This is a genomic window from Pseudomonas sp. EZ-C24 (assembly GCF_014525325.1).
GTDB lineage: Bacteria > Pseudomonadota > Gammaproteobacteria > Pseudomonadales > Pseudomonadaceae > Aquipseudomonas > Aquipseudomonas shirazensis.
Genome location: NZ_JACDIU010000012.1, coordinates 267,074 through 286,962, shown reverse-complemented (window position 1 = coordinate 286,962; position 19,889 = coordinate 267,074). Strand labels below are relative to the sequence as shown.

The window sequence follows — 19,889 nt, the reverse complement described above, 5'->3', positions numbered from 1 at the left end:
GTCACACTTTCACAGGTGTGACTGACCGGCAATCTGCGATGAGAATCGGCCGACCGCTGTTACCACTTCCTGCGCACCCGACTGAATTTCAGTGATGACATGGCCGGCCTGGCTGGCCAGCGCCAAGCCGATTTCAGCCTGATGCGTGCTTTCACCCATACTGACCACTGCGGCCTCTACAAGGGTGTTGTTCTTCTGCACCACTTCTACGATTTCCTGAGTGGCGGCACTGGTGCGGCCGGCCAGCTTCCTCACCTCATCGGCCACCACGGCAAAGCCCCGACCTTGCTCGCCTGCGCGCGCGGCTTCGATAGCCGCGTTGAGGGCGAGCAGGTTGGTCTGCTGGGCAATGCCGCCGATGGTGGAAACAATCGATGTGATCAACTGCGACTGCTGCCCCAGCGCCTCGACCCCGGCGGAGGCCGTGGAGACCTGCGAGACGATACGGTTCATCGTCTCGACGGTATCCTTTACGGCCACCGCCCCCCTTCTCGCCGAGTCATCGGTTTTGCGAGAAACGTCATAGGCAACCCCAGCGGCCGCGCTGACTTCCTGCTCATGCTTGACCTGCTCGCTGATATCGACCGCGAATTTGACGATCTTGTAGAGCTGGCCACGGGTGTCGCGCACCGGGTTGTAGGATGCTTCCAGCCAGAGCTCGCGCCCTGACTTGTCAAAGCGCAGGAAGCGCTCGGCGACGAACTGCCCCTCGTTGAGGCTGCGCCATAGCTGCTGATAGGCAGGCGAATTGACATAGTTGGGGTCACAGAAAATACGGTGATGTTTGCCCACGATCTCTGCCAGCGAATAGTTCACCGTCCTCAAGAAGTTGTCGTTGGCAGCAACGATAGTACCGTCCAGCTCAAACTCGATGACCGCGGTCGAGCGGTACAGCGCCTTTATGAACTCGTCGTTTTCACGCGCTTTATCGATGCTCGCGGTGACATCGGTGCCGTAGGCCGACATATGGGTGACTGCACCCGCTGCTGACTTGACCGGGCACCAGGCCGCTCTCATCCAGACCATCCTGCCGTCGGCGGTGATATAGCGATACTCGTCGCTGACCCCGGTGCCAGTGCTCATGGCCTGCTGAAAATCCTTGAAGCATGGCAACTCTTTGACATAGCTGGGCGCGATGCTAGCCAGCGATTGTCCAAGCAATTGCGACTGTTCACGCCCAACCCATCGAGCAAAGTTGCGATTGACCGCGGTGATCAGCAGGTTCCGATCAACCGTTATTTCCAGCATCTCGTGAGTTCTTGCGGCCTGCGCGCGCTGCAGCGCGTCTATTTCGTCCTGCAGTCGCTGTAGCTGGTTTTTTAGCTTTGAGTTGAACATGGTGTTCTCGGTGGTTAGCGACGCGGCCGAAATGGCAGGGGGTTGTCGAAGATCTTGCAGGTGCAGCTGTGAGATTGAACATCGTCCTTGTCAGGTCATCGGCACGCAGCAGTCCTTCTGCAGCCAGGTTTCAAGTTCTGCGGGCGGCATCGGCTTCGCGTAAAAATAGCCCTGGCCCTGCTCACAGCCCCAGCCACTCAACAAATGGTGGTGTAGGTCGGTCTCGATACCTTCGGCCACCACCGTCAGGCGCAGGTCGCGCAGCAGGCTGACCAGCCCGCGAATGATGTGCCAATCGTTGTTGCCCGGCTGCAGGTTGGCCAGCAGCGAGCGATCAAGCTTGACGCTGGTGGCCGGGATGATGCGCAGGTAGACCCAGTTGCTGTAGCCGCTGCCGAAGTCATCGATGCCAATCGCCACCCCGAGTGTGCGAAAACGCTGAAGCTGTTGCTGCACCTGGTCGAAGTCAGTGACCAGAGCGCTTTCGGTAAACTCAAGCTCGATGCGCCGCGGGTCCACGCCGAACTCGCCGAGCGTACGGCTCAGGTACTCGAACAGGTGCCCATCGGCGAGATCCAGCGCGGAGATATTCAGCGACACGGTCATCTGCAGCCCCTCCGCCCGCCACCTGCGCATTTGCTGACAGACATGCCAGATCACCCACCGGGTGATGCCGCGAATCGAAGCAGTGGTTTCAGCCAATGGGATGAATTCAGCCGGGCTGATTTCGCCCATGGTCGGATGCTTCCAGCGCAACAGCGCTTCTACTGCCACGCAGCGTTTGCTGTTGAGATCAACCCTTGGCTGATAGACCAGACGAAGTTGGTCGGCAGCTACCAGCGCCGGTTCCAGAGCGATGAGCAAGGCCGTACTGCGGCGCTGGCTGGTATCGACCAGCGGGTCATAGACCAGCCAGCGTCGCTCGCTGCGGCGCGCCGCATCGGTCATGCTCGCCATCAAACGCAGGGTATCCAGCGATGCATCGGTGTCTGCATCCGGCTCGAGCACGCTCATGCCGACATCGGCGAACACCGGCACATTGCCGCTGTGCAACGGCCCACTCAGCGCCGCAACGATAGCGTCAAGCCTGGCCGGCGATGAGGCCACGTCATTGCATTCGATCAGGGTCAGAAAACCCAGCGTGCTCGGGCGGTACAGGCGCGACCCCGGCGGCAGGGCTGCCAGCAAGGCCTCTTTCACGGCCAGCATGAAGCTTGCGAAAAACTCGATGCCCAGTGCCTTCACCAGGCGGTCCATGCCGGCTGCTGAAATAGGCTCGATGAACACTGCGACCTGGCCAGCGACGCTGGCGCAGTCGGCGAAGTCGGCTTCGAAACGGCGCCGGTTGGGCAAGCCGGTCATACTGTCGTAGAAATATTGATCATGGATCGACTGCAACCGCGATACAACAATCTGCGCCGCGCTGCGCAACAGCGCCTGGTCGCGCTCAGATAACGACGGACGTGCCGCCTGGTCGATGATGCACAGCCGCCCTAGGTTGAGTCCTGGCTTGATCACCAGCGGTGCGCCAGCGTAGTAGCGAATGTAGGGGTCACCCTGCACCAGCGGGTTATCGACAGTGCGCGCATCGGTCAAGGCGTCGCAGATTTCCAGTACAGTATCCTGCTCAAGTTCAAGGGCGCAGAACGACATCTCTCTGGGCGTGCGCTCGGCGACCATGCCTACCCGCGCCTTGAACACTTGATAGTTACGGTCGATGATGCTGACCAGCGCGGTAGGCACTTGAAAATGGGCACAGAGCATCGCCACGACACTGTTCAGCACCGGGTCCGAGCCACTGACCAGGTTGGACGTCAGCCGATCGACCTCGGCCAGACGCAACCGCTCATCGTGCATAATTGACGAATTACCCACCGTAACTCCTGTAGCACTATCCAAAAGACTTACCTATGAGGCACATTGCCAGCTTAGTCAGCCCGAGCGCGCGAGGACAATCAAACCTCGCACCGGCCGACCGTAAAAAAAACTATTGGACGACCAGGCGTAACTAGCCTATCAGTCCGGGAAGGCGCCTAAAGCAGTGCTTTAGCGCTATATACGCCCTGTACCTGCATGCCTGGCTACCACTGTTCGGAGTGTTTTTTGACCCGTTTGCCTAGATTGACCGCCGCTGCCCTGCTGCGCCTGGAGCGCAAGCAGCTCTCGCCTGCATTGCGCTATCTGGGCACCGTAGTGGTGGTCGTGGCGTGCGCTTTCGCGCGAGCGCAACTGCCCGCTACAGCCTTGCCCTACCTGTTCTTCATTCCGGGGCTGATGTTCATCGGCTTCTGGTTCGGCGCGGGGCCAGCGGTACTGGGATGCATCATGGCGGTGCTGACGGCACAATATTTCTTCATCGGGCCGGTCGGCTTTGGCGCCGACTGGACCGACTGGATCAACAGCCTGAGTTTTGGCCTGGTGACGTTGGCAATGGCAGTGGTGTGCGCGCTGTTTCGGCGCAGCATCAGGGCACTGGACCGGCTCAATCAAAACCTTGAGGACGAAGTCGAGCGGCGTACCGATGAGCGCGATGACATCTGGAAACTATCACCCGACCTGATCTGCACCTTGTCGGCACAGGGTGAAGTGCTGGCGATGAACCCGGCCTGGCAGGCCGAGACCGGCTGGACCGAGCAGCAGCTCAAAGATGGCGCGTTCTACAGCTATATTTCGCCTGCGCAATTATCCGACTCCGTGCGCAACCTGCATGATCGGCAGATTGCCGAGCTCGACACGCAAAGCGTACGCAACAACGGCCAGCCTCTGCTGCTGAACTGGCGTATCACCGGCCGCCAGGGTCGGTTTTTTGCCGTGGCCCGCGATGTCACATTGTACCGCGAGCGCCAGCTGGCCTTCGATCAAGTCCGTTCGCAGCTGCAGCAGAGCCAGAAAATGGAGTCGCTGGGGCAACTGACCGGAGGCTTAGCCCATGACTTCAACAACCTGTTGACGATCATCAGCGGCAGCCAGGACATGATCGAACAACGCATCGCCCAAGGCCGCCTGGCAGGGATCGAGCGCTATGTCACCCTCGCCCGAAACGCCACGCAACGAGCCAGTTCACTGACGCATCGGCTGCTGGCGTATGCCAGAAAACAGCCTTTGGTTGCAGCTAGCGTCGATCCGGCGGTGTTGATCAAGAACATGGAAGAGTTGATTGCACGCACGCTGACGCCGCTGATCAACATCGAACTGCTCGCCCCTGGCGCACCCACGCTGTGCCACTGCGATGCCCACCAACTCGAGAACGCCCTGCTCAACCTGTGCATCAACGCGCGTGACGCAATGCCTCAAGGCGGCAGGCTGCGAATCGAGGTCAGTACGCTGGCGGTGACCGACCCGGGCACTCTGCATGTGCAAGCGGGTGACTATGTACGGATCTGCGTGGCGGACACCGGTATGGGCATGCCGACGAGCATTGTCGAGCGCGCGCTGGAGCCGTTTTTCACCACCAAACCGCTGGGCTCCGGGACCGGGCTGGGGCTGTCGATGGTCGAGGACTTCGCACGCCAGGCCGGCGGGGCTGTTCGTATTGAGTCAGAGCTGGGCAAAGGCACCGCGGTGTGCCTGTTCCTGCCGGTCTACCAAGGCAGCGCCCCTGTAGCGCAAACGCAGCAGGCAGACCTGCTGCAAGCAACGCCTGGCGGCAGCCGCGGATCGGCAATAGTTATCGACGACGAAGCCGCTATTCGTGAGCTGGTTGCCGAAACGCTTCACGAGGCAGGTTTTGAAGTGGCTGAAATGCCCAGCGCTGATCAGGTCGTGCAGCGTATCGCCGAGTTGCCTGATCTGAAGCTGATCGTTACTGACCTGATCTTGCCCGGCGGCAGCAGTGGCCACAAAATCGCCGAAGCCGCCTGGGCAGTACGGCCAACACTCAAGGTGCTGTTCATCTCAGGCTGCGTCGATACCGCGAACGGCAGCGCTGAGCGGCAGGATCAGTCGCGGTTGCTGGCCAAACCGTTCACCATCGAGCAGCTTAGGGCCAGCGTTGAGCATTTGCTCAACTCACCGGCTGGCGCTTAGCCTGTTCGCAGCTGTCGAGCTAGCGAAACCTTGCGAGAGGCGTGGTTGACGGCCGCTTTGGGCACCTGGCGTTTGCTCCAGGGCGCAGCCGATGCCGGCAGGCATGATTGTCTGCGCAGTGGTCGCCTGTGTCGAGCGCTCGACGCCTGGCTTTGCCTGGAGCAGCCGGCACCAATCGCGCTCACCCGTGACAACATAGCGCATCAAGACACTTTTACAGGCCCAGCCAAATGCGGCTTAATGCGCGCCTACTTTTCTGGTAACGCCGATGCGGTCACGCCTGCACCCTTACCTCTTGCTACTCGCCTGTTGCGCAGTGTTGTTCAACTTGCTGGCGATGCCGCTCGACCGTGCCCTGCGTGAGCCCCCCCTGGATGAATCACTGATCTTCGGCAGCTTCTGCAGCCTGCATGGCGGGCAGAGTTTGCCCAAATCGGTGCTGGCGCAACTCAAGCTGGAGTTGCCAGACTTCTCCGGGCACGGCGAGATCAAGCCCCAGGCCGGTGATTGCTGCTGTGGCCATACCGGCCAAGCGGCGCTGCCAGGCGCCTACTTCAAACACCTGTTGCCGCGCTTCTGGCCAGACGCCCTGTTGCTCGGCCAGCGCCCGGAGTTGCCGCTGCCGCGCCAGCAGTGGCCGAACCTCACCCCACGCGCCCCGCCGCTGACCTGAATCGTCGCCAAGCAAATGATCGTGCGCGCGAACTGCGCAGCACGGTCGTCTCCGGCTTTTCTGTCAGGAACCTTTATTCATGCCTGCGTACCTTCGTACTGCACGTAGCGTCGTGCCCGTGCTTGCCATTACCTGTGCCGCCACGCTCTGCCCACTGTCCCAAGCCATTGCTCAGGCTGTGCCTGCCGACAATTCCACCCTGACCCTCGGCGCCGTTACCGTCTCCGGCACCGGTAGCGGGCCGCTGGCGACCAGCAGTGTGCTCAGTTCAGTAGATATTCTTGGCGGCGACATTCTCGAGAAGATGCCCGTTGCCTACAGCTGGGAGCTGTTCAACCGTGCACCGGGCGTGATGCTCACCGGCTTCAACCAAGGCACCACCTCGGGCAAGTTGTCGTTTCGCGGCTTCAATGGGGAAGGCGAAGTCAACGCCGTAAAGCTGCTGATCGACGGCATCCCGAGCAATACCAATGACGGCAACATGCCCTTCATCGACTCGGTGTTCCCGCTGGACATCGACAGCGTCGAGGTCGTGCGCGGTACCAGCGATCCGCGCTATGGCCTCAACAACATCGCCGGCAACGTCAATATCAATACCCGCAGTGGCGGCAACTACAACAAGGCACGCCTGCGCTACGGCAGCTTCAACACCCGTGAAGTGCAACTGGCCAAGGGCATCGAAACCAGCAACTGGACGCAGAACTACTTCTTCGCCCGCCAGCAGGTCGACGGCTATCGCGAGCATGCAGATACCGAGCGCTACAGCTTCAGCGGCAAGTGGTTCTATACCCCCGACGACGGCAGCTACCGTCTCGGCCTTAGCGCCCGCCATTACGAAGCCGACGCACAGGAAGCGGGTTACTTGAGCGAAGCCGATGCCCGCCAGCACCCGCGCATGAGCAACGACTTCAACGCCAGCGACAAAGGCACCCGGCGCATGAACCAGCTCAGCGTGCACTTCGACACCGACCTGGCCGAGACCCTCGCCTGGTCGGCCAAGACCTACCTGAATACCTTCGATGATCGGCGCTGGACCCAGTACTGGCGCACCAGCGCGCAGCAAGAGCGCGATGCCTATGAAACCCAGTACGGCGCCCTCACCTCGCTGACCTGGCGGCCAGAAGTAGATTGGCTGCACGGCTTTGCCCTGGAAGGCGGCAGCGACGTGCAGAAGCAGGACAACCGCAGCGAGCGCTATCGCACCGTCCAGCGCGTACGCCAGGCACAGACCCGCGACCAGGCCTTCGATTTCAACACGGTCGGCGCTTACGTACAGGCCGAGATCGAACCGATCGAGTCGCTGAAGATCGTGCCGGCCTATCGCGTCGACAAGATCAGCGGCAACTTCACCAACCAACTCACCGGGCAAACCTCCGACATCAACGACTACGGGCTGATCAAGCAACCCAAGCTCAGTGTGGTCTATTCGCCCTGGCAGTATGCCAGCGTCTACGCCAACTGGGGCCGCACGTTCCAGGTCGGCAGCGGCGCTGCAGCCTACAAGGTGCCGCCGCGCAATGAAGACCTGCAACCGTCGATCAACGAAGGCTGGGAAACCGGCATAAAGTTCACCCCCGCCAGCTGGGTTGATGGCCGCGTCGCCTACTGGCGCCAGGACGCCACCGGCGAAGTCAGCCGCCGCCTCAACGACCCCAGCGGGGAGTCCGACAACGTCGGTGAAACCCGCCGCTGGGGTTACGACCTGCAGGTCAACCTGCACCCGGACGAACGTACCGAAGTGTGGGCTTCGTATTCATGGCAATACTCGAAAATCCTCGAGCCGAGTAGCGCCTTGCCACAGAGTAAAGGCAAGGAAATTGACCATGTTCCGCATCATTTGTGGAATACCGGTATCAGTTACCAGGCGACGCAAGCGTTGCAGTTGACTGCGTGGATGAATGGGCAGACCAACTACTATCTTGAGCGGGAAAACACTCAAGGTACGTACGGCGGTTATGTGTTGATGAATATCGGAGCGACTTACACGTTCACCGAGACGTTGAGCGTTGACCTGCAGCTCAAGAACCTCACCGACCGTTATTACGAATATGCCTGGTATGACCCGGATGGGGCTAAAGACTCACTGCACTCGCCTGGTGATGGGCGAGCGTTGTATGCGGGGTTGACGGTCGACTTCTAGGCTGCACATCTTCGTCACAATTGAATCGGAATGCTCGGGACTGCATGCAAATGCGGTTCACGAGTATCCACAACTCGTATTACTCAATCGCGATCAAGCGCCGAAGCGGTGTTGCAAAGTACGGGCTTACGGCACCAACAACCGATACCCCACCCCAGGCTCAGTCACGATAAACCGTGGCGCAGTAGGGTCATCGCCCAGCTTCTGCCGCACATGCGCAACCACGATCCGCAGGTAGTGCGTATCGTCGACGTGGCTCGGCCCCCAGATATCCTTGAGCAGTTGCTGCTGGGTGATCACTCGCCCGGGGTGCCCGGCCAGTTGCGCCAACAGTGCGTACTCCTTGCGGGTCAGCGCTATTTCGCTGCCATCGAGGGTCACGCGGCGGTAGGCGAAGTCCACCAGCAGCGGCCCGAAGCTGGCACTGGCCAGCGCGGCGCTACCCTGTGGCACCTGGCGCAACAGGGCGCGAATGCGGGCGAGAAACTCCTGAATGCCGAACGGTTTGGTGACGTAGTCGTTGGCGCCGCCATCCAGGGCATCGACCTTTTGCAGCTCGCTGGCCCGCACCGACAGCACCATCACCGGCACCGAGCTCCACTCGCGCAATTCGCGCAGCACCTGCTGGCCATCCATGTCTGGCAGGCCGAGGTCGAGCACGATCAGGTCGGGTTTGGCCAAGGCCGCCTGGGCCAGGCCTTCGCCGCCGGTGGCGGCTTCGATGACCTTGTAGCCTTGCGAGCTCAGGCTGATGCGCAGGAACTTGCGAATCTGCGGTTCGTCGTCGATGACCAGCAAGGTGGCAGTTTGGCTCATGAGTCCTGGCTTTCGGCGGTGGGCTGTGGGGGCAATGGCAAGCATAGAGTGATGCAGGTGCCGTGGCCATCGATGCCGTCAGCCACCTGGATGCTGCCGCCGTGGGCGCCGATCATGCCCTGGCAGATGGCCAGGCCGAGGCCAGTGCCCTGCCCGCCGCGGTCGCCGCGGGCGGCGGTGTAGAACATGTCGAAGATCTTTTCGCGTTCAGCTTCGGGGATGCCGGGGCCTTGATCGCTGACGGCCAGGCACAGTTGCTCATCACGCACGTCGACCTGCAGTTGCAGGCGGCCATCTGGGGGTGAAAAGCGCGCGGCGTTTTCCAGCACGTTGACCAGCGCCTGTTCGATCAAGGCAGCGTGCACGAACAGCAGCGGCAGCTCGCTCGGCACATCGGTGCTGACCCGCAGCGGCGCCAGCACCGCGCGCAGACGCTGCAGGGCGCTGGCGACGATATCGGCCGGGGCCACCCAGTCACGCGCGAGCTTGAGACTGCCGTGACCGAGGCGGGTCATGTCGAGCAGATTCTGGATGTAGCGGTCGAGGCGCTCGGCTTCATCGCGGGTGCCTTCGAGCAATTCGCGGCGGTCGTCGGGCGGGATCGCATCGCCGAGCGCAAGCAGGCTATCGATGCCGCCGCGCATAGCGGTCAGCGGTGTGCGCAGGTCGTGTGACACCGAGGCCAGCAAGGCGCTGCGCAGCTGTTCGGTTTCGCCGTGCAGCCGCGCAGCTTCGAGTTGTTCGCCGAGGCGCGCACGGGCCAGGGCCTGCGCCAGCGGCTGGGCCAGCGCCATCAGCAGGCGTCGGCGCTGGGCTGTGAGGGCCGCGTTGTCACGTGGACGTACGCCGAGCAGGGCCAGCGGTTGCTCATCGACCAACAGCGGCCACCACCACCAGCGACCATTGGGCAAGGTGTCGCTACCGTGGCCAGCGGCCTGGCCGTGCTGCCAGGCCCAGTCAGCGGCAGCGCGCTCGGTGTCGCTCAAGCCGGGCAACTGGCCGTTGGCAGCTTGCAGCAGGCCTTCGCTACCTCGCTCGAGCAGGCATACGTGCAGATCCTGCCAGCCGTCGAGGTGCTGGCTGGCGGCGCTGAATACTGCCTGGCGGTCGGTGGCGACGGTGAGCTTGCGTGACAGGTCGAGCAGTTGACTGGTCTGCGCCTGGGTCTCGCGCAAGGCCTGCAACTGGCGCCGCTGGCGCGCGGCGAGGTTGCCGGTGAGCGCGGCCATCAGCAGGAAGAACACCAGCGTCAGCACATCCTCTTCGCGCTGAATGCTCAGAGAGAAGTTGGGCGGGATGAACAGAAAGTCATAGCTGACAAACGACAGCACCGCGCACGCCAGCGCCGGGCCGAGGCTGCTGCGCACCGCCACCAGCAGCACGGCGGCGAGGAATACCAGCGAGATATTCGGCAACGCCAGCACGCTGGACACCGCCCAGGCCAGGCCTGCGGCAAGCGCAGTGGCGAGTAGCGCCAGCAGATAGTGCCGCCAGATCCACACCCGCTTCGCTGCCGTGCGCGGTGCGGGTGGCTGCGCCTCGCGGTCGAGCACGTTGATTTCCAGGCCGTGGTTTTCGCGCAGCAGCCGCGCAGCGACACCGGCACCGAACAGGCGCCGGCGCAGACGATCACGCGACTGCCCCACCAGCACCAGGCTGGCACGGCGCTCGGCGGCATGCTGGAGCAAGGTCCTCGCGACTTCGCCGGCGCGCAACAGCACTACCTCGCCACCCAGCCGCTCAGCCAGTTGCTGCGCGCTTTGCAGACGCTGGCGGGCGCTTTCGTCGCGCAGCTTGCCGTTGTCGACATGCACCAGGCTCCACGGCAAATGCCGGCGCTGGGCCACGCGGCAGGCGTGGCGGACCAGCCGCTCGGCTTGCTGATCGCCGTCGACGCCGACCAGCAAGCGACCACGCAGGGCCGGCGCTTCCTGGCCAAGCTGGCGATAGCCGTGGGCCAGGTCGGCATCCACCTGCGCCGCGGCGGTGTGCATGGCCAGCTCCCGCAGGGCACTGAGGTTGGTCTGCGAGAAGAACGCATCGATGGCGGCGCGGGCCTGCTCGGGCACGTAGACCTTACCTTCGCGCAGGCGCTGCAGCAGTTCGCGCGGTGGCAGGTCGATCAGCACCAGTTCGAAGGCTTCCTGCAGCACCCAGTCGGGCAGGGTTTCGCGGACCTGCACACCGGTGATGTCGCGAACCTTGTCGTTAAGGCTTTCCAGATGCTGCACGTTGACCGTGGTGTAGACATCGATGCCGGCCGCGAGCAGCTCCTGCACATCCTGCCAGCGCTTGGCATGGCGGCTGTTGGGGGCGTTGCTGTGGGCCAGTTCGTCGACCAGAGCCAGCTCGGGACTGGCGCGCAGCAAGCCGTCGAGGTCCATTTCCTCAAGAGTGACTCCCCGGTATTGGCTGCGCAGCAGCGGCTGCTGGAGCAAGCCGCCGAGCAGCGCCTCGGTCTCGGCCCGGCCGTGGGTTTCGACCACCCCGGCCACCACCTGCACCCCTTGGCGCTGCTGGGCGTGGGCGGCCTGGAGCATGGCGTAGGTCTTGCCCACCCCGGGCGCTGCACCGAGAAATACCTTGAGCCGGCCACGCCCGGCGCGCGGCAGGTTGGCCAACAGCGCGTCGGCGCGGGCAGAGTCACTCATGTTTCATCCTTCACAATTGCGGTGATCAGCACAGCGGGTCAATTGCTCCAGCGCCTGATTCAGCGCCAGCACGTTGACCACCGGTGGGCCGATCAATGGCTGCAGGGTGGCCTCTTCGATCAGCCCTTGCAAGCGCTCTACCGGCAGTTTGCGCGCCGCCGCCACTCGGGGGATCTGATACGCCAGCGCTTGCGGCGACAGGTGCGGGTCGAGACCGCTGGCCGAGGTGGTCAGCAGGGCTTGCGGTACCGGCCCCAACTCGGCGCGATACAGCGTGCCTGCGTCTGCCTTGACCCGCTCGGCCAGAGCCGGATTGCTCGGCGCCAGATTGCTCGCGCCACTGGCCACGGTGGCATACGCCGCCGCAGACGGACGTGGGTGGAACCAGCCATCGCCAGTGAACGGTTGGGCGATCAGCGCCGAGCCGCGCACCTGGCCCTGCTCGTCGTGCACCAGGCTGCCGTTGGCCTGCGTGGGGAAGGCCACTTGCGCAACCGCCGTCACCGCCAGCGGATAAAGCGCGCCAGTGATCACTGTCATCAATACAACCAGGCTCAGGGCCGGGCGAAGGTAAGTAGTCATAACGGCCTCCTCAGACCAGGTGCAGGGCATTGAGCAGCATGTCGATCAGCTTGATCCCGGCAAACGGCACGATCAGGCCGCCGACACCGTAGATCAGCAAATTGCGCCGTAGCAGATGGGCGGCACTCGCTGCCTGCACCCTCACCCCACGCAGTGCCAAGGGGATCAGCGCGACAATGATCAGTGCGTTGAACACGATCGCCGAGAGAATCGCGCTCTGCGGGCTGGCCAGCTGCATCAGGTTGAGCACGCCCAGTTGCGGGTAGATCGCGGCAAACAGCGCCGGCAGGATGGCGAAGTACTTGGCCACGTCGTTGGCGATCGAGAAGGTGGTCAACGCACCGCGGGTGACCAGCAACTCCTTGCCGACCTGGACCACGTCGAGCAGCTTGGTCGGGTCGCTGTCGAGGTCGACCATGTTGGCCGCCTCACGCGCGGCCTGGGTGCCGTCGTTCATGGCCATGCCGACATCGGCCTGGGCCAGCGCCGGCGCATCGTTGGCACCGTCGCCGCACATGGCGACCAAGCGGCCGTCGTTTTGCTCTTGGCGAATGCGCGCCAGCTTTTTCTCCGGGGTGGCTTCGGCCAGTACATCATCGACGCCGGCTTCGGCGGCGATGGCAGCAGCGGTCAGCGGGTTGTCGCCGGTCACCATCACCGTGCGGATGCCAAGCTTGCGCAGTTCGGCGAAGCGCTCGCGGATGCCTGGCTTGACCACGTCCTTGAGGTGGATCACGCCGAGCAGGCGCTGGTCGACGCACACCAGCAGCGGCGTGCCGCCACTCTGGGCAATGCGCTCGACTTCCTTGGCCAGCGCCGATGGCATCTGCAAGCGCTCGATACCGACAAAGCCCAGCACCGCATCGACGGCGCCCTTGCGGTAGCGGCGCTGCTCGAAGTCGACGCCCGACAGCCGTGTCTCGGCGCTGAACGCCACCGGGCTGAATTGATCGGCGCTCGGCTCGTTGAAGTCGTGCAACTGGCGCAGGTATTCGACAATCGACTTGCCCTCGGCGGTGTCGTCGGCAAGCGACGCCAGCAAGGCACCCTCGCCCAGCTCCTTGGCCGTTACCGCCGGCGCTGTGTGCAGCGCGCTGCAGCGGCGGTTGCCGAAGGTGATGGTGCCGGTCTTGTCGAGCATCAGCGTATGCACGTCACCGGCCGCCTCCACTGCTCGCCCGGAGCGGGCAATCACGTTGAGCCGCACCAGCCGGTCCATGCCGGCGATGCCGATAGCCGAAAGCAGGCCACCAATGGTGGTCGGGATCAGCGTCACCAGCAGCGCGGCGAGGAAGATCAACGGCAGGCTGCCGCCGGCAAAGCGGGCGAAGGGCTGCAAGGTCACCACTACGATCAAGAAGATCAGGGTCAAGCCGATCAGCAGGATGTCGAGGGCAATCTCGTTCGGGGTCTTCTGTCGCTTGGCGCCTTCGACCAGGGCGATCATGCGGTCCAGGGTCGATTCGCCCGGGTTGCTGGTGATGCGGATGAGCAGCCAGTCGGAGACCAGCCGGGTGTTGCCGGTGACGGCGGAGCGGTCCCCACCGGACTCGCGGATGACCGGCGCCGATTCGCCAGTGATGGCCGCCTCATTGACCGCCGCGATGCCTTCGAGCACCTCGCCGTCGCCGGGAATCAGCTCGCCGGCCACCACCTTGACCACATCGTCTTTGCGTAGCGCGCTGGCGGCAACCGTTTCGAAGCTGCCATCGGCACGCCGGCGCTGCGCATTCAAGCCCTGGCTGCCGGCCTTGAGGCTGTCGGCGCGTGCCTTGCCGCGCCCCTCGGCCAGCGCTTCGGCAAAGTTGGCGAACAGCACGGTGAACCACAGCCACAGCGCGATCTGGATCGCTACCGCAGTGCTGACACCGCTCTCTGGCGCAAAACACAGCAGCGTAGTCAGCAGCGCCGTCAGCGCCACCACCAGCATCACCGGGGAACGCTTGAGCTGACGCGGGTCGAGCTTGACCAGCGCCTGGATCAGGGCGGGCCGCCACAGTGCGGCGAAGCGGGTCTGATCAGTGCCAGGGCGTGGCGCCTGGACTTGAGCAATAGGCATGTTCATGTTGATTCCTCAGAAACCCAGGCTCAGTTGTTCGGCAATCGGCCCCAGGGCCAGGCTTGGCAGGAAGGTCAGGCCGCCCATCAGCAGGATGATCACCAGCAGCAAACCGGTGAACAGCGGGCCATGGGTGGGGAAGCTGTTCTGCCCTTGCGGTGCGCGGTTCTTCGCCGCCAGGCTGCCGGCCAGGGCCAGCACCGGCAGGATGTAGCCGAAGCGGCCAATGAGCATGGCCAAAGCGATCATGACGTTGTGGTACACCGTGTTGGCGCCAAAGCCGGCGAAGGCCGAGCCGTTGTTGGCGGTGCCAGAGGTGTAGGCGTAGAGCAGCTGACTGAAGCCGTGCGCGCCGGGGTTGCTGACCGCACCGGCAGGGCCTGGCAGGCTGGCTGCGAGGGCGCCGAGCACCAGCACACCAAGCGGCATCACCAGCAAGGTCGCCACCAGCAGTTGGACTTCCCGCGCTTGCAGCTTCTTGCCCAGATATTCAGGCGTGCGACCGATCATCAGCCCCGCCAGAAACACTGCAATCAAGACGAACAGGAGCATGCCGTAGAGGCCCGCACCCACGCCGCCGAAGATTACCTCGCCGACCATCATGTTGAGCATCGCGACCATCCCGGTCAGCGGGTTGAGGCTGTCGTGCATGGCGTTCACCGAGCCGTTGGAAGCGGCGGTAGTGGTGACTGTCCAGAGCACCGAGCCGGTGGTACCGAAGCGGCTTTCCTTGCCCTCCATCGGTGCCGACTGCTGCACCTGCTCACTGATCAGCGCTGGATTGGGCTGGTACTCGGCCCACAGCGCAGTAGCCCCGCCGATCAGGAACAGCGCCAGCATGCAGGCGAGAATCGCCCGGCTCTGGCGCAGGTCCTTGACGTAGTGGCCGAAGGTGAACACCAGCGCCACCGGGATCAGGATGATCGACCCCAGCTCGAACAGGTTGCTCCAGGCCGTGGGGTTTTCGAACGGATGGGCCGAGTTGACACCAAAGAAGCCGCCGCCATTGGTGCCCAGTTGCTTGATTGCGATCTGGCTTGCGGCCGGCCCGAGCGGGATAGTCTGGTCAGCGCCTTGCAGGGTCACGGCATGGGCGTAATCGGCAAAGGTCTGTGGCACGCCCTGCCACACCAGCAACAGCGCCAGCAGCAGGCACAGCGGCAACAGGCCGTAGAGGGTGGCGCGGGTCATGTCGACCCAGAAGTTGCCGACCGTTGTCGCCGAACGCCGGGCAATCCCGCGGCACAGCGCGACCAGCACGGCCAGGCCGGTCGCGGCGCTGACGAAGTTCTGCACGGTCAGGCCGAGCATCTGGCTCAGGTAACTAAGCGACGCTTCGCCACTGTAGGCCTGCCAGTTGGTGTTGGTGACAAAGCTCACCGCCGTGTTCAATGCCAATGACCAGTCCTGGCCCGGCAAGCGTTGCGGATTGAGTGGCAGGTAACCCTGCAGCATCAACACGGCGAACAGCAGGACAAACCCGGCCAGGTTGAACGTCAGCAGGGCCAGCGCGTACTGCTTCCAGCTCTGCTCCTGCTCGGCCTGGACGCCCGCCAGCCGGTAGCAGCCGCGCTCCAGCGGGCCGAGCGCCGGCGACAGCCAGGTGCGCTGGCCTTCCATGACCTTGTAGTAGAAGCGCCCGAGCCAAGGCGCGGGCAGCAGCACGATGGCAAAAAACGCCAGCAGCAAGGCGAAGTCATAACTGTGCATGGCCGCTCCCTAGCTGTGGTCGGCGCGCAACAGCGCGACCAGCAGGTAAACCGCCAACGCCACTGCCAAGAGCAGTGACACGCCTTCAAGCATGTACATGAGCCAATCTCCCCGGAATGCGGCGTGGGCCGCTTTGCAAGGATTGTCCGGGGGATGGCCGTAAAGGAACGAGAGCGAGCGCTGGTTCAGCGCATAAAGAAAGCGTAAAGCCTGCTAGGGTTGCACGCTCGGCTGAGTGCTGCGGCTCCAGTCCAGCAACAGGCTGTAGGCCACGGCGAGCAGGGTCGGGCCGATGAACAGGCCGATGAAGCCAAACGCGATCAGGCCGCCGAATACCCCGAGCAGCACGATCACCAGCGGCAGATTGCCGCCACGGCTGATCAGGTACGGTTTGAGCACGTTGTCCACGCCGCTGATGACGAAGGTGCCCCAGATACCGAGAAACACTGCCATGCCGTAGTGCCCCTGCCACACCAGCCACGCGGTGGCGGGCAGCCACGCCAGCGGCGGCCCCATCGGAATAAGGCTGAGCATGAAGGTCACCAGACCGAGCACAATCGCCCCCGGCACGCCAGCGATGAGGAAACCGATCATCGCCAGCAGGCCTTGCGCCGCCGCCGTGCCGATCACGCCGTTGACTACGCGCTGCACGGTGCCGGCGACCAGTTCCAGGTAGTACTCGGCGCGCTCGCCGATCAGCCGCTGCAGCAGGCGCAGGACAAATGCCGCCAGCCGCGGGCCGTCGCGGTAGAAGAAGAATACAAAGACCAGGCTCAACGACAGCTCGAGCACGCCGCCGCCAATTTGCGCGCTGCGCGCCAGCAGCCAGTTGCCGACCTGGCCGAAGTAAGGTTTGGCCGATGCCAGCAGCGCCGCACCCTGCTGGTCAAGGGAGTTCCACCAGGTTAGCAGGCGCTCACCGACCAGCGGAATGCTGCCCAGCCAGGCCGGTGCCTCGGGCAGGCCATCGACCTGCACATCGCGGATAAACGCCGTGGCATCGCGAATATGGTCAGCCAGGTTGAAGCCGAGCCACACCAGCGGCAGCGCCACGATCAGAATCCACAGGGTGGTCAGCACCGCCGCAGCCAGGGTTTCACGTCCGCCCAGCCAACGGGTGAGCAGGCGCATCAGCGGCCAGCTGGCAAACGCCAGGATTGCGCCCCACAGCAGTGCCGAGATGAACGGCGCCATTACCCACAAGCCGGCGCCCAGCAGCGCCAACAGCAGAATCTGTACCAGCAGGCGATCATTGTTGGCCACAGGTGCACTCATTTAACGAATCAATTCCAGATGCAACCCCTCGGTCTCGGCAGTGCCGACCTCCAGCCGTGCAGCGCGTACGCCCATCTTGACCAACTGCTCGCGCCAATCTTCAGCCTGCTTGCCACTCAGGCTGACGCGCAAAGTGCTGTCCAGATTCAGGCTGCGACCGAGCAGGGTCACCCAGGCCGGCAACGGTGCCGTCAGGTCAGGATAGTCAAGCTTGCCGGTGTCGCGCAGCTCACGCATGACCGTAGCCGAGGTCGGCAGCAGCTCGCCCAATGGCGACTCGGCAACGAACTCTTCGACGTGCAGGTAGACCCGCTTGTTGCCCGCGGTGACGCTGTACAAGGCAACCAGCGTATCGGCTTCCTCAGCCGAGCGGCGCAGCAGGATAAACGCCTGCTGCTCATCGCCACCGTTGAGCCTGGCGTTCTTGAACACCTCGTTGGCCCACAGGCTGGCTTCGCCACAGTCGCGTTTTTCACACCAGAACAGCGGATAACCGCCCTCCTCCTGCAGTGCTTCGCGGGCGCTGGTAAAGGCTTCGCGTGCGGTGCGTTCGGCGGGCAGCTGGTAGGTCACGGAACTGACCTGGCCACGGCTCTCGACCTTGTCGTCAACCCGCAGCCGGCCGCTGATCTTGCGCAACGGGCCGAGTGGGTAAACCCGCTCCTGCTCCAGCGCCGGGCGCTGATCGACTATCTTGGCGTCCAGCGGCACTGGCAGGCTGCCGGCCCACAGCAGCGGGCTGGCAAGACCCAGGCAGCCGGCAACCAGAATTCGAATACTCATCGGCCTCCCTTGCCGCTGGCGGCGTGGGTGGCGAGGGGGTAAATGTCAGGCATGTCCATGGTTGTCTCCCTGTTCAACCTGCCAAGCCTCGGCACTTGTCCGAAGCAAGTCAAGAAAACCCGCAGAAGCGATTGATACAGTCTGCGACAAGGGTCGCGCCCTGCTCGTCGTTCAGGTGCAAGTGATGACCGCCAGGCAGGCGCACCTGCTCGAAGGGTAGCTGCTCCAGCAGCGCCGTGTGCCGCGCGAGCATGCCATCCGCCGCAACCACCAGGCAGGTCGGGCATTCGATGCGCTGAACAAAGGCCATGGCCTGCGCATCACTCAAGCGCGCTGGCGACGGCAGGGTCAGACGGCTGTCGCTGCGCCAGCTGTAGCCGCCCGGCACCGGCATCAGGCCGCGTTGAGCGAGCAGTTCGGCGGCTTCACGGCTGACCGCGACCATACCCTTCATACGCGCCTCGATGCCTTGTTCGAGGCTCGGATAGATCGACTTGCGCTTGCTGTCCAGGCGCAACTGCGCCTGCAGGGCCATGCCCAGCCGCTGCGCAGCATCCTGCTCGGCGCCGGTAGGCGGCAGCACGCCGTCGATCAGCAGCAAGCGACTGATCCGCTCTGGCAGCGCTCCGGCCAGCTGCGCCGAAATGATTGCGCCCAGCGAATGGCCGAGCAGGCCAAAGCGCTGCCAGCCGAGCTGCTCGGCAACCCGAACGACATCGTGGGCATAATCGGCCAGCGCATAGCTGGCACCCGCCGGGCGATGCTCTGAATAGCCATGGCCAGCCAGGTCCAGCGCAACGATACGCAACCCGCGCAGCAGCGGCGCCAGCCGGGCGAAGCTGTTGGCATTGTCCAGCCAGCCGTGCAGCGCGATCACCGGCTCGCCATCCTCCGGGCCAAACAGATGAGCTGCCAATTCGATGTGGCCCAGATTGAGCCGGATTTCCTCGACCTGCGCGCTCATGGCTGCCCCCAACGATCAAACAGTCCTTTGATCAAGCTGGCGGTATCAGCGGGGCGCTCCAGCGGGAACATATGCCCGCCCGGCACGCTGTGGTATTCGCCCAGCGGCATGCTGCGCACGGCAAAGGCGTGATGACGGCGGATCACCCGGCTGCGATCGCCGCGAACCATGGCCAGCGGCACCTGCAGTTGGCGCGCCGGTGCCGGGCTCAAGTGCGGGATACTGCGATAGATGCTGATCTCGGTGGCGGGATCGAAGCGCAGGCGCAGGCCGCCCTCAGCTGCTTCCAAGCCATGCTCCAGATAGGCCTCGAGGCAGTCTGGGTCAAAATGACGGAACAGCGTCTTGCCAGTGAAGTAGCCCCGCGCACTGTCCCGATCAGCAAACACAGCGCGGCGGTTCAGGGTACGCCCGGCCGGGGTAATGCGGTCGATGAAGCCAAAACGTTTGGCCGTGCGCAGCAGCCACTGATCGGCGCGGGTCAACACTGGCGAATCGAGCATGACCACGCCGCGGTAATAGTGCGGGCAGCGCAGCGCCGCGTGCAGGTGCAATACCCCGCCCAGAGAATGGCCAACACCCCACACCGGCCCTGGCTGCTGGGCCAGGTGGTGGAGCAGTTCATCGACCAGGTTGAGCCAGTTGTCATCGACCGGGAAGCGCGGGTCGTGGCCGTGCTGGAGCAGATGCTGAACCTGATAGTCCGGCGCGAGCGCAGCAAACAGCTTGCCGTAGGTGGCCGAGGGGAAGCCATTGGCGTGGGCGAAGAAGATTTGCTGCGACATGGCCGCCTGCTCTCACGAAAAGAGTGCCCATTGTCGGCAAGCGCAGCGGCGGCGGCAACGTCCGGATAGGTCATCGCCAAGGGCGTT

The 19,889-nt window shown here is 63.6% G+C and carries 15 protein-coding genes; 3 read left to right on the top strand and 12 right to left on the bottom strand.

The window, feature by feature from the left end; all coding sequences use genetic code 11:
* Nucleotides 1-9 precede the first annotated feature (9 nt).
* Both IDM28_RS08040 and IDM28_RS08035 read right to left on the bottom strand, forming a co-directional pair.
* The gene (locus IDM28_RS08040) at nt 10-1,338 is read right to left on the bottom strand and encodes a PAS domain-containing methyl-accepting chemotaxis protein (protein ID WP_188035679.1); all 1,329 of its coding nucleotides are present in this window, start codon (nt 1,336-1,338) and stop codon (nt 10-12) included.
* Nucleotides 1,339-1,428: 90 nt separating this feature from the next.
* Nucleotides 1,429-3,213 carry a GGDEF and EAL domain-containing protein gene (locus IDM28_RS08035; RefSeq protein ID WP_259077274.1) on the bottom strand — a complete coding sequence of 595 codons (1,785 nt, stop codon included), beginning with the start codon at nt 3,211-3,213 and terminating at the stop codon, nt 1,429-1,431.
* Between the two features lie 228 nt (nt 3,214-3,441).
* On the opposite strand from IDM28_RS08035, the gene IDM28_RS08030 reads away from it, so the two are divergent.
* The 3 genes from IDM28_RS08030 (at nt 3,442) to IDM28_RS08020 (ending at nt 8,177) form a co-directional block, all read left to right on the top strand.
* Nucleotides 3,442-5,364: an ATP-binding protein gene (locus IDM28_RS08030; protein WP_188035678.1), complete on the top strand. Its 1,923-nt coding sequence runs from the start codon at nt 3,442-3,444 to the stop codon at nt 5,362-5,364.
* Between the two features lie 268 nt (nt 5,365-5,632).
* Nucleotides 5,633-6,037 (top strand): DUF2946 family protein, encoded by a 405-nt coding sequence (locus IDM28_RS08025; RefSeq protein WP_150569677.1) that lies wholly within the window; start codon nt 5,633-5,635, stop codon nt 6,035-6,037.
* A gap of 79 nt (nt 6,038-6,116) precedes the next feature.
* Entirely contained in the window at nt 6,117-8,177 is a 2,061-nt protein-coding gene (locus IDM28_RS08020) for a TonB-dependent receptor (RefSeq protein WP_188035677.1), read from the top strand.
* Between the two features lie 126 nt (nt 8,178-8,303).
* Here the strand turns inward: IDM28_RS08020 and IDM28_RS08015 are convergent, their stop codons facing one another.
* From IDM28_RS08015 to IDM28_RS07970, 10 genes are all read right to left on the bottom strand, one after another.
* Nucleotides 8,304-8,993, bottom strand: a complete 690-nt coding sequence (locus IDM28_RS08015; RefSeq protein WP_188035676.1) for a response regulator — start codon at nt 8,991-8,993, stop codon at nt 8,304-8,306.
* The gene (locus IDM28_RS08010) at nt 8,990-11,644 is read right to left on the bottom strand and encodes a sensor histidine kinase (protein WP_101318200.1); all 2,655 of its coding nucleotides are present in this window, start codon (nt 11,642-11,644) and stop codon (nt 8,990-8,992) included. Before IDM28_RS08010 ends, IDM28_RS08015 begins: the two co-directional genes overlap by 4 nt.
* A gap of 3 nt (nt 11,645-11,647) precedes the next feature.
* Entirely contained in the window at nt 11,648-12,226 is a 579-nt protein-coding gene (gene kdpC / locus IDM28_RS08005; RefSeq protein WP_150569681.1) for a potassium-transporting ATPase subunit KdpC, read from the bottom strand.
* A gap of 10 nt (nt 12,227-12,236) precedes the next feature.
* Nucleotides 12,237-14,291 carry a potassium-transporting ATPase subunit KdpB gene (kdpB, locus tag IDM28_RS08000; protein WP_188035675.1) on the bottom strand — a complete coding sequence of 685 codons (2,055 nt, stop codon included), beginning with the start codon at nt 14,289-14,291 and terminating at the stop codon, nt 12,237-12,239.
* A 9-nt stretch (nt 14,292-14,300) separates the two neighbouring features.
* Nucleotides 14,301-15,995 carry a potassium-transporting ATPase subunit KdpA gene (gene kdpA / locus IDM28_RS07995; RefSeq protein ID WP_101318195.1) on the bottom strand — a complete coding sequence of 565 codons (1,695 nt, stop codon included), beginning with the start codon at nt 15,993-15,995 and terminating at the stop codon, nt 14,301-14,303.
* A gap of 9 nt (nt 15,996-16,004) precedes the next feature.
* Nucleotides 16,005-16,094: a K(+)-transporting ATPase subunit F gene (gene kdpF / locus IDM28_RS07990; protein ID WP_101318193.1), complete on the bottom strand. Its 90-nt coding sequence runs from the start codon at nt 16,092-16,094 to the stop codon at nt 16,005-16,007.
* A gap of 114 nt (nt 16,095-16,208) precedes the next feature.
* On the bottom strand, nt 16,209-17,258 hold the full coding sequence (locus tag IDM28_RS07985) for an AI-2E family transporter (protein ID WP_101322976.1): 1,050 nt from the start codon (nt 17,256-17,258) through the stop codon (nt 16,209-16,211).
* 12 nt (nt 17,259-17,270) lie between these two features.
* The gene (locus tag IDM28_RS07980; RefSeq protein WP_188035674.1) at nt 17,271-18,053 is read right to left on the bottom strand and encodes a DUF4892 domain-containing protein; all 783 of its coding nucleotides are present in this window, start codon (nt 18,051-18,053) and stop codon (nt 17,271-17,273) included.
* Nucleotides 18,054-18,162: 109 nt separating this feature from the next.
* Complete coding sequence (locus tag IDM28_RS07975; RefSeq protein ID WP_188035673.1) at nt 18,163-19,017, bottom strand: alpha/beta hydrolase; 855 nt, start codon at nt 19,015-19,017, stop codon at nt 18,163-18,165.
* Entirely contained in the window at nt 19,014-19,802 is a 789-nt protein-coding gene (locus tag IDM28_RS07970) for an alpha/beta fold hydrolase (protein ID WP_188035672.1), read from the bottom strand. Before IDM28_RS07970 ends, IDM28_RS07975 begins: the two co-directional genes overlap by 4 nt.
* Between the last annotated feature and the right edge of the window lie 87 nt (nt 19,803-19,889).

Bases quoted from the DNA above. Each gene is read 5' to 3' on its own strand.
- IDM28_RS08010 (WP_101318200.1), bottom strand. From the start codon at position 11,644: ATGAGTGACTCTGCCCGCGCCGACGCGCTGTTGGCCAACCTGCCGCGC.
- kdpF (WP_101318193.1), bottom strand. From the start codon at position 16,094: ATGTACATGCTTGAAGGCGTGTCACTGCTCTTGGCAGTGGCGTTGGCG.
- kdpB (WP_188035675.1), bottom strand. From the start codon at position 14,291: ATGAACATGCCTATTGCTCAAGTCCAGGCGCCACGCCCTGGCACTGAT.
- IDM28_RS08015 (WP_188035676.1), bottom strand. From the start codon at position 8,993: ATGAGCCAAACTGCCACCTTGCTGGTCATCGACGACGAACCGCAGATT.
- IDM28_RS08040 (WP_188035679.1), bottom strand. From the start codon at position 1,338: ATGTTCAACTCAAAGCTAAAAAACCAGCTACAGCGACTGCAGGACGAA.
- IDM28_RS08020 (WP_188035677.1), top strand. From the start codon at position 6,117: ATGCCTGCGTACCTTCGTACTGCACGTAGCGTCGTGCCCGTGCTTGCC.
- kdpA (WP_101318195.1), bottom strand. From the start codon at position 15,995: ATGCACAGTTATGACTTCGCCTTGCTGCTGGCGTTTTTTGCCATCGTG.
- IDM28_RS07975 (WP_188035673.1), bottom strand. From the start codon at position 19,017: ATGAGCGCGCAGGTCGAGGAAATCCGGCTCAATCTGGGCCACATCGAA.
- IDM28_RS07970 (WP_188035672.1), bottom strand. From the start codon at position 19,802: ATGTCGCAGCAAATCTTCTTCGCCCACGCCAATGGCTTCCCCTCGGCC.
- IDM28_RS07980 (WP_188035674.1), bottom strand. From the start codon at position 18,053: ATGAGTATTCGAATTCTGGTTGCCGGCTGCCTGGGTCTTGCCAGCCCG.
- IDM28_RS08025 (WP_150569677.1), top strand. From the start codon at position 5,633: ATGCGGTCACGCCTGCACCCTTACCTCTTGCTACTCGCCTGTTGCGCA.
- kdpC (WP_150569681.1), bottom strand. From the start codon at position 12,226: ATGACTACTTACCTTCGCCCGGCCCTGAGCCTGGTTGTATTGATGACA.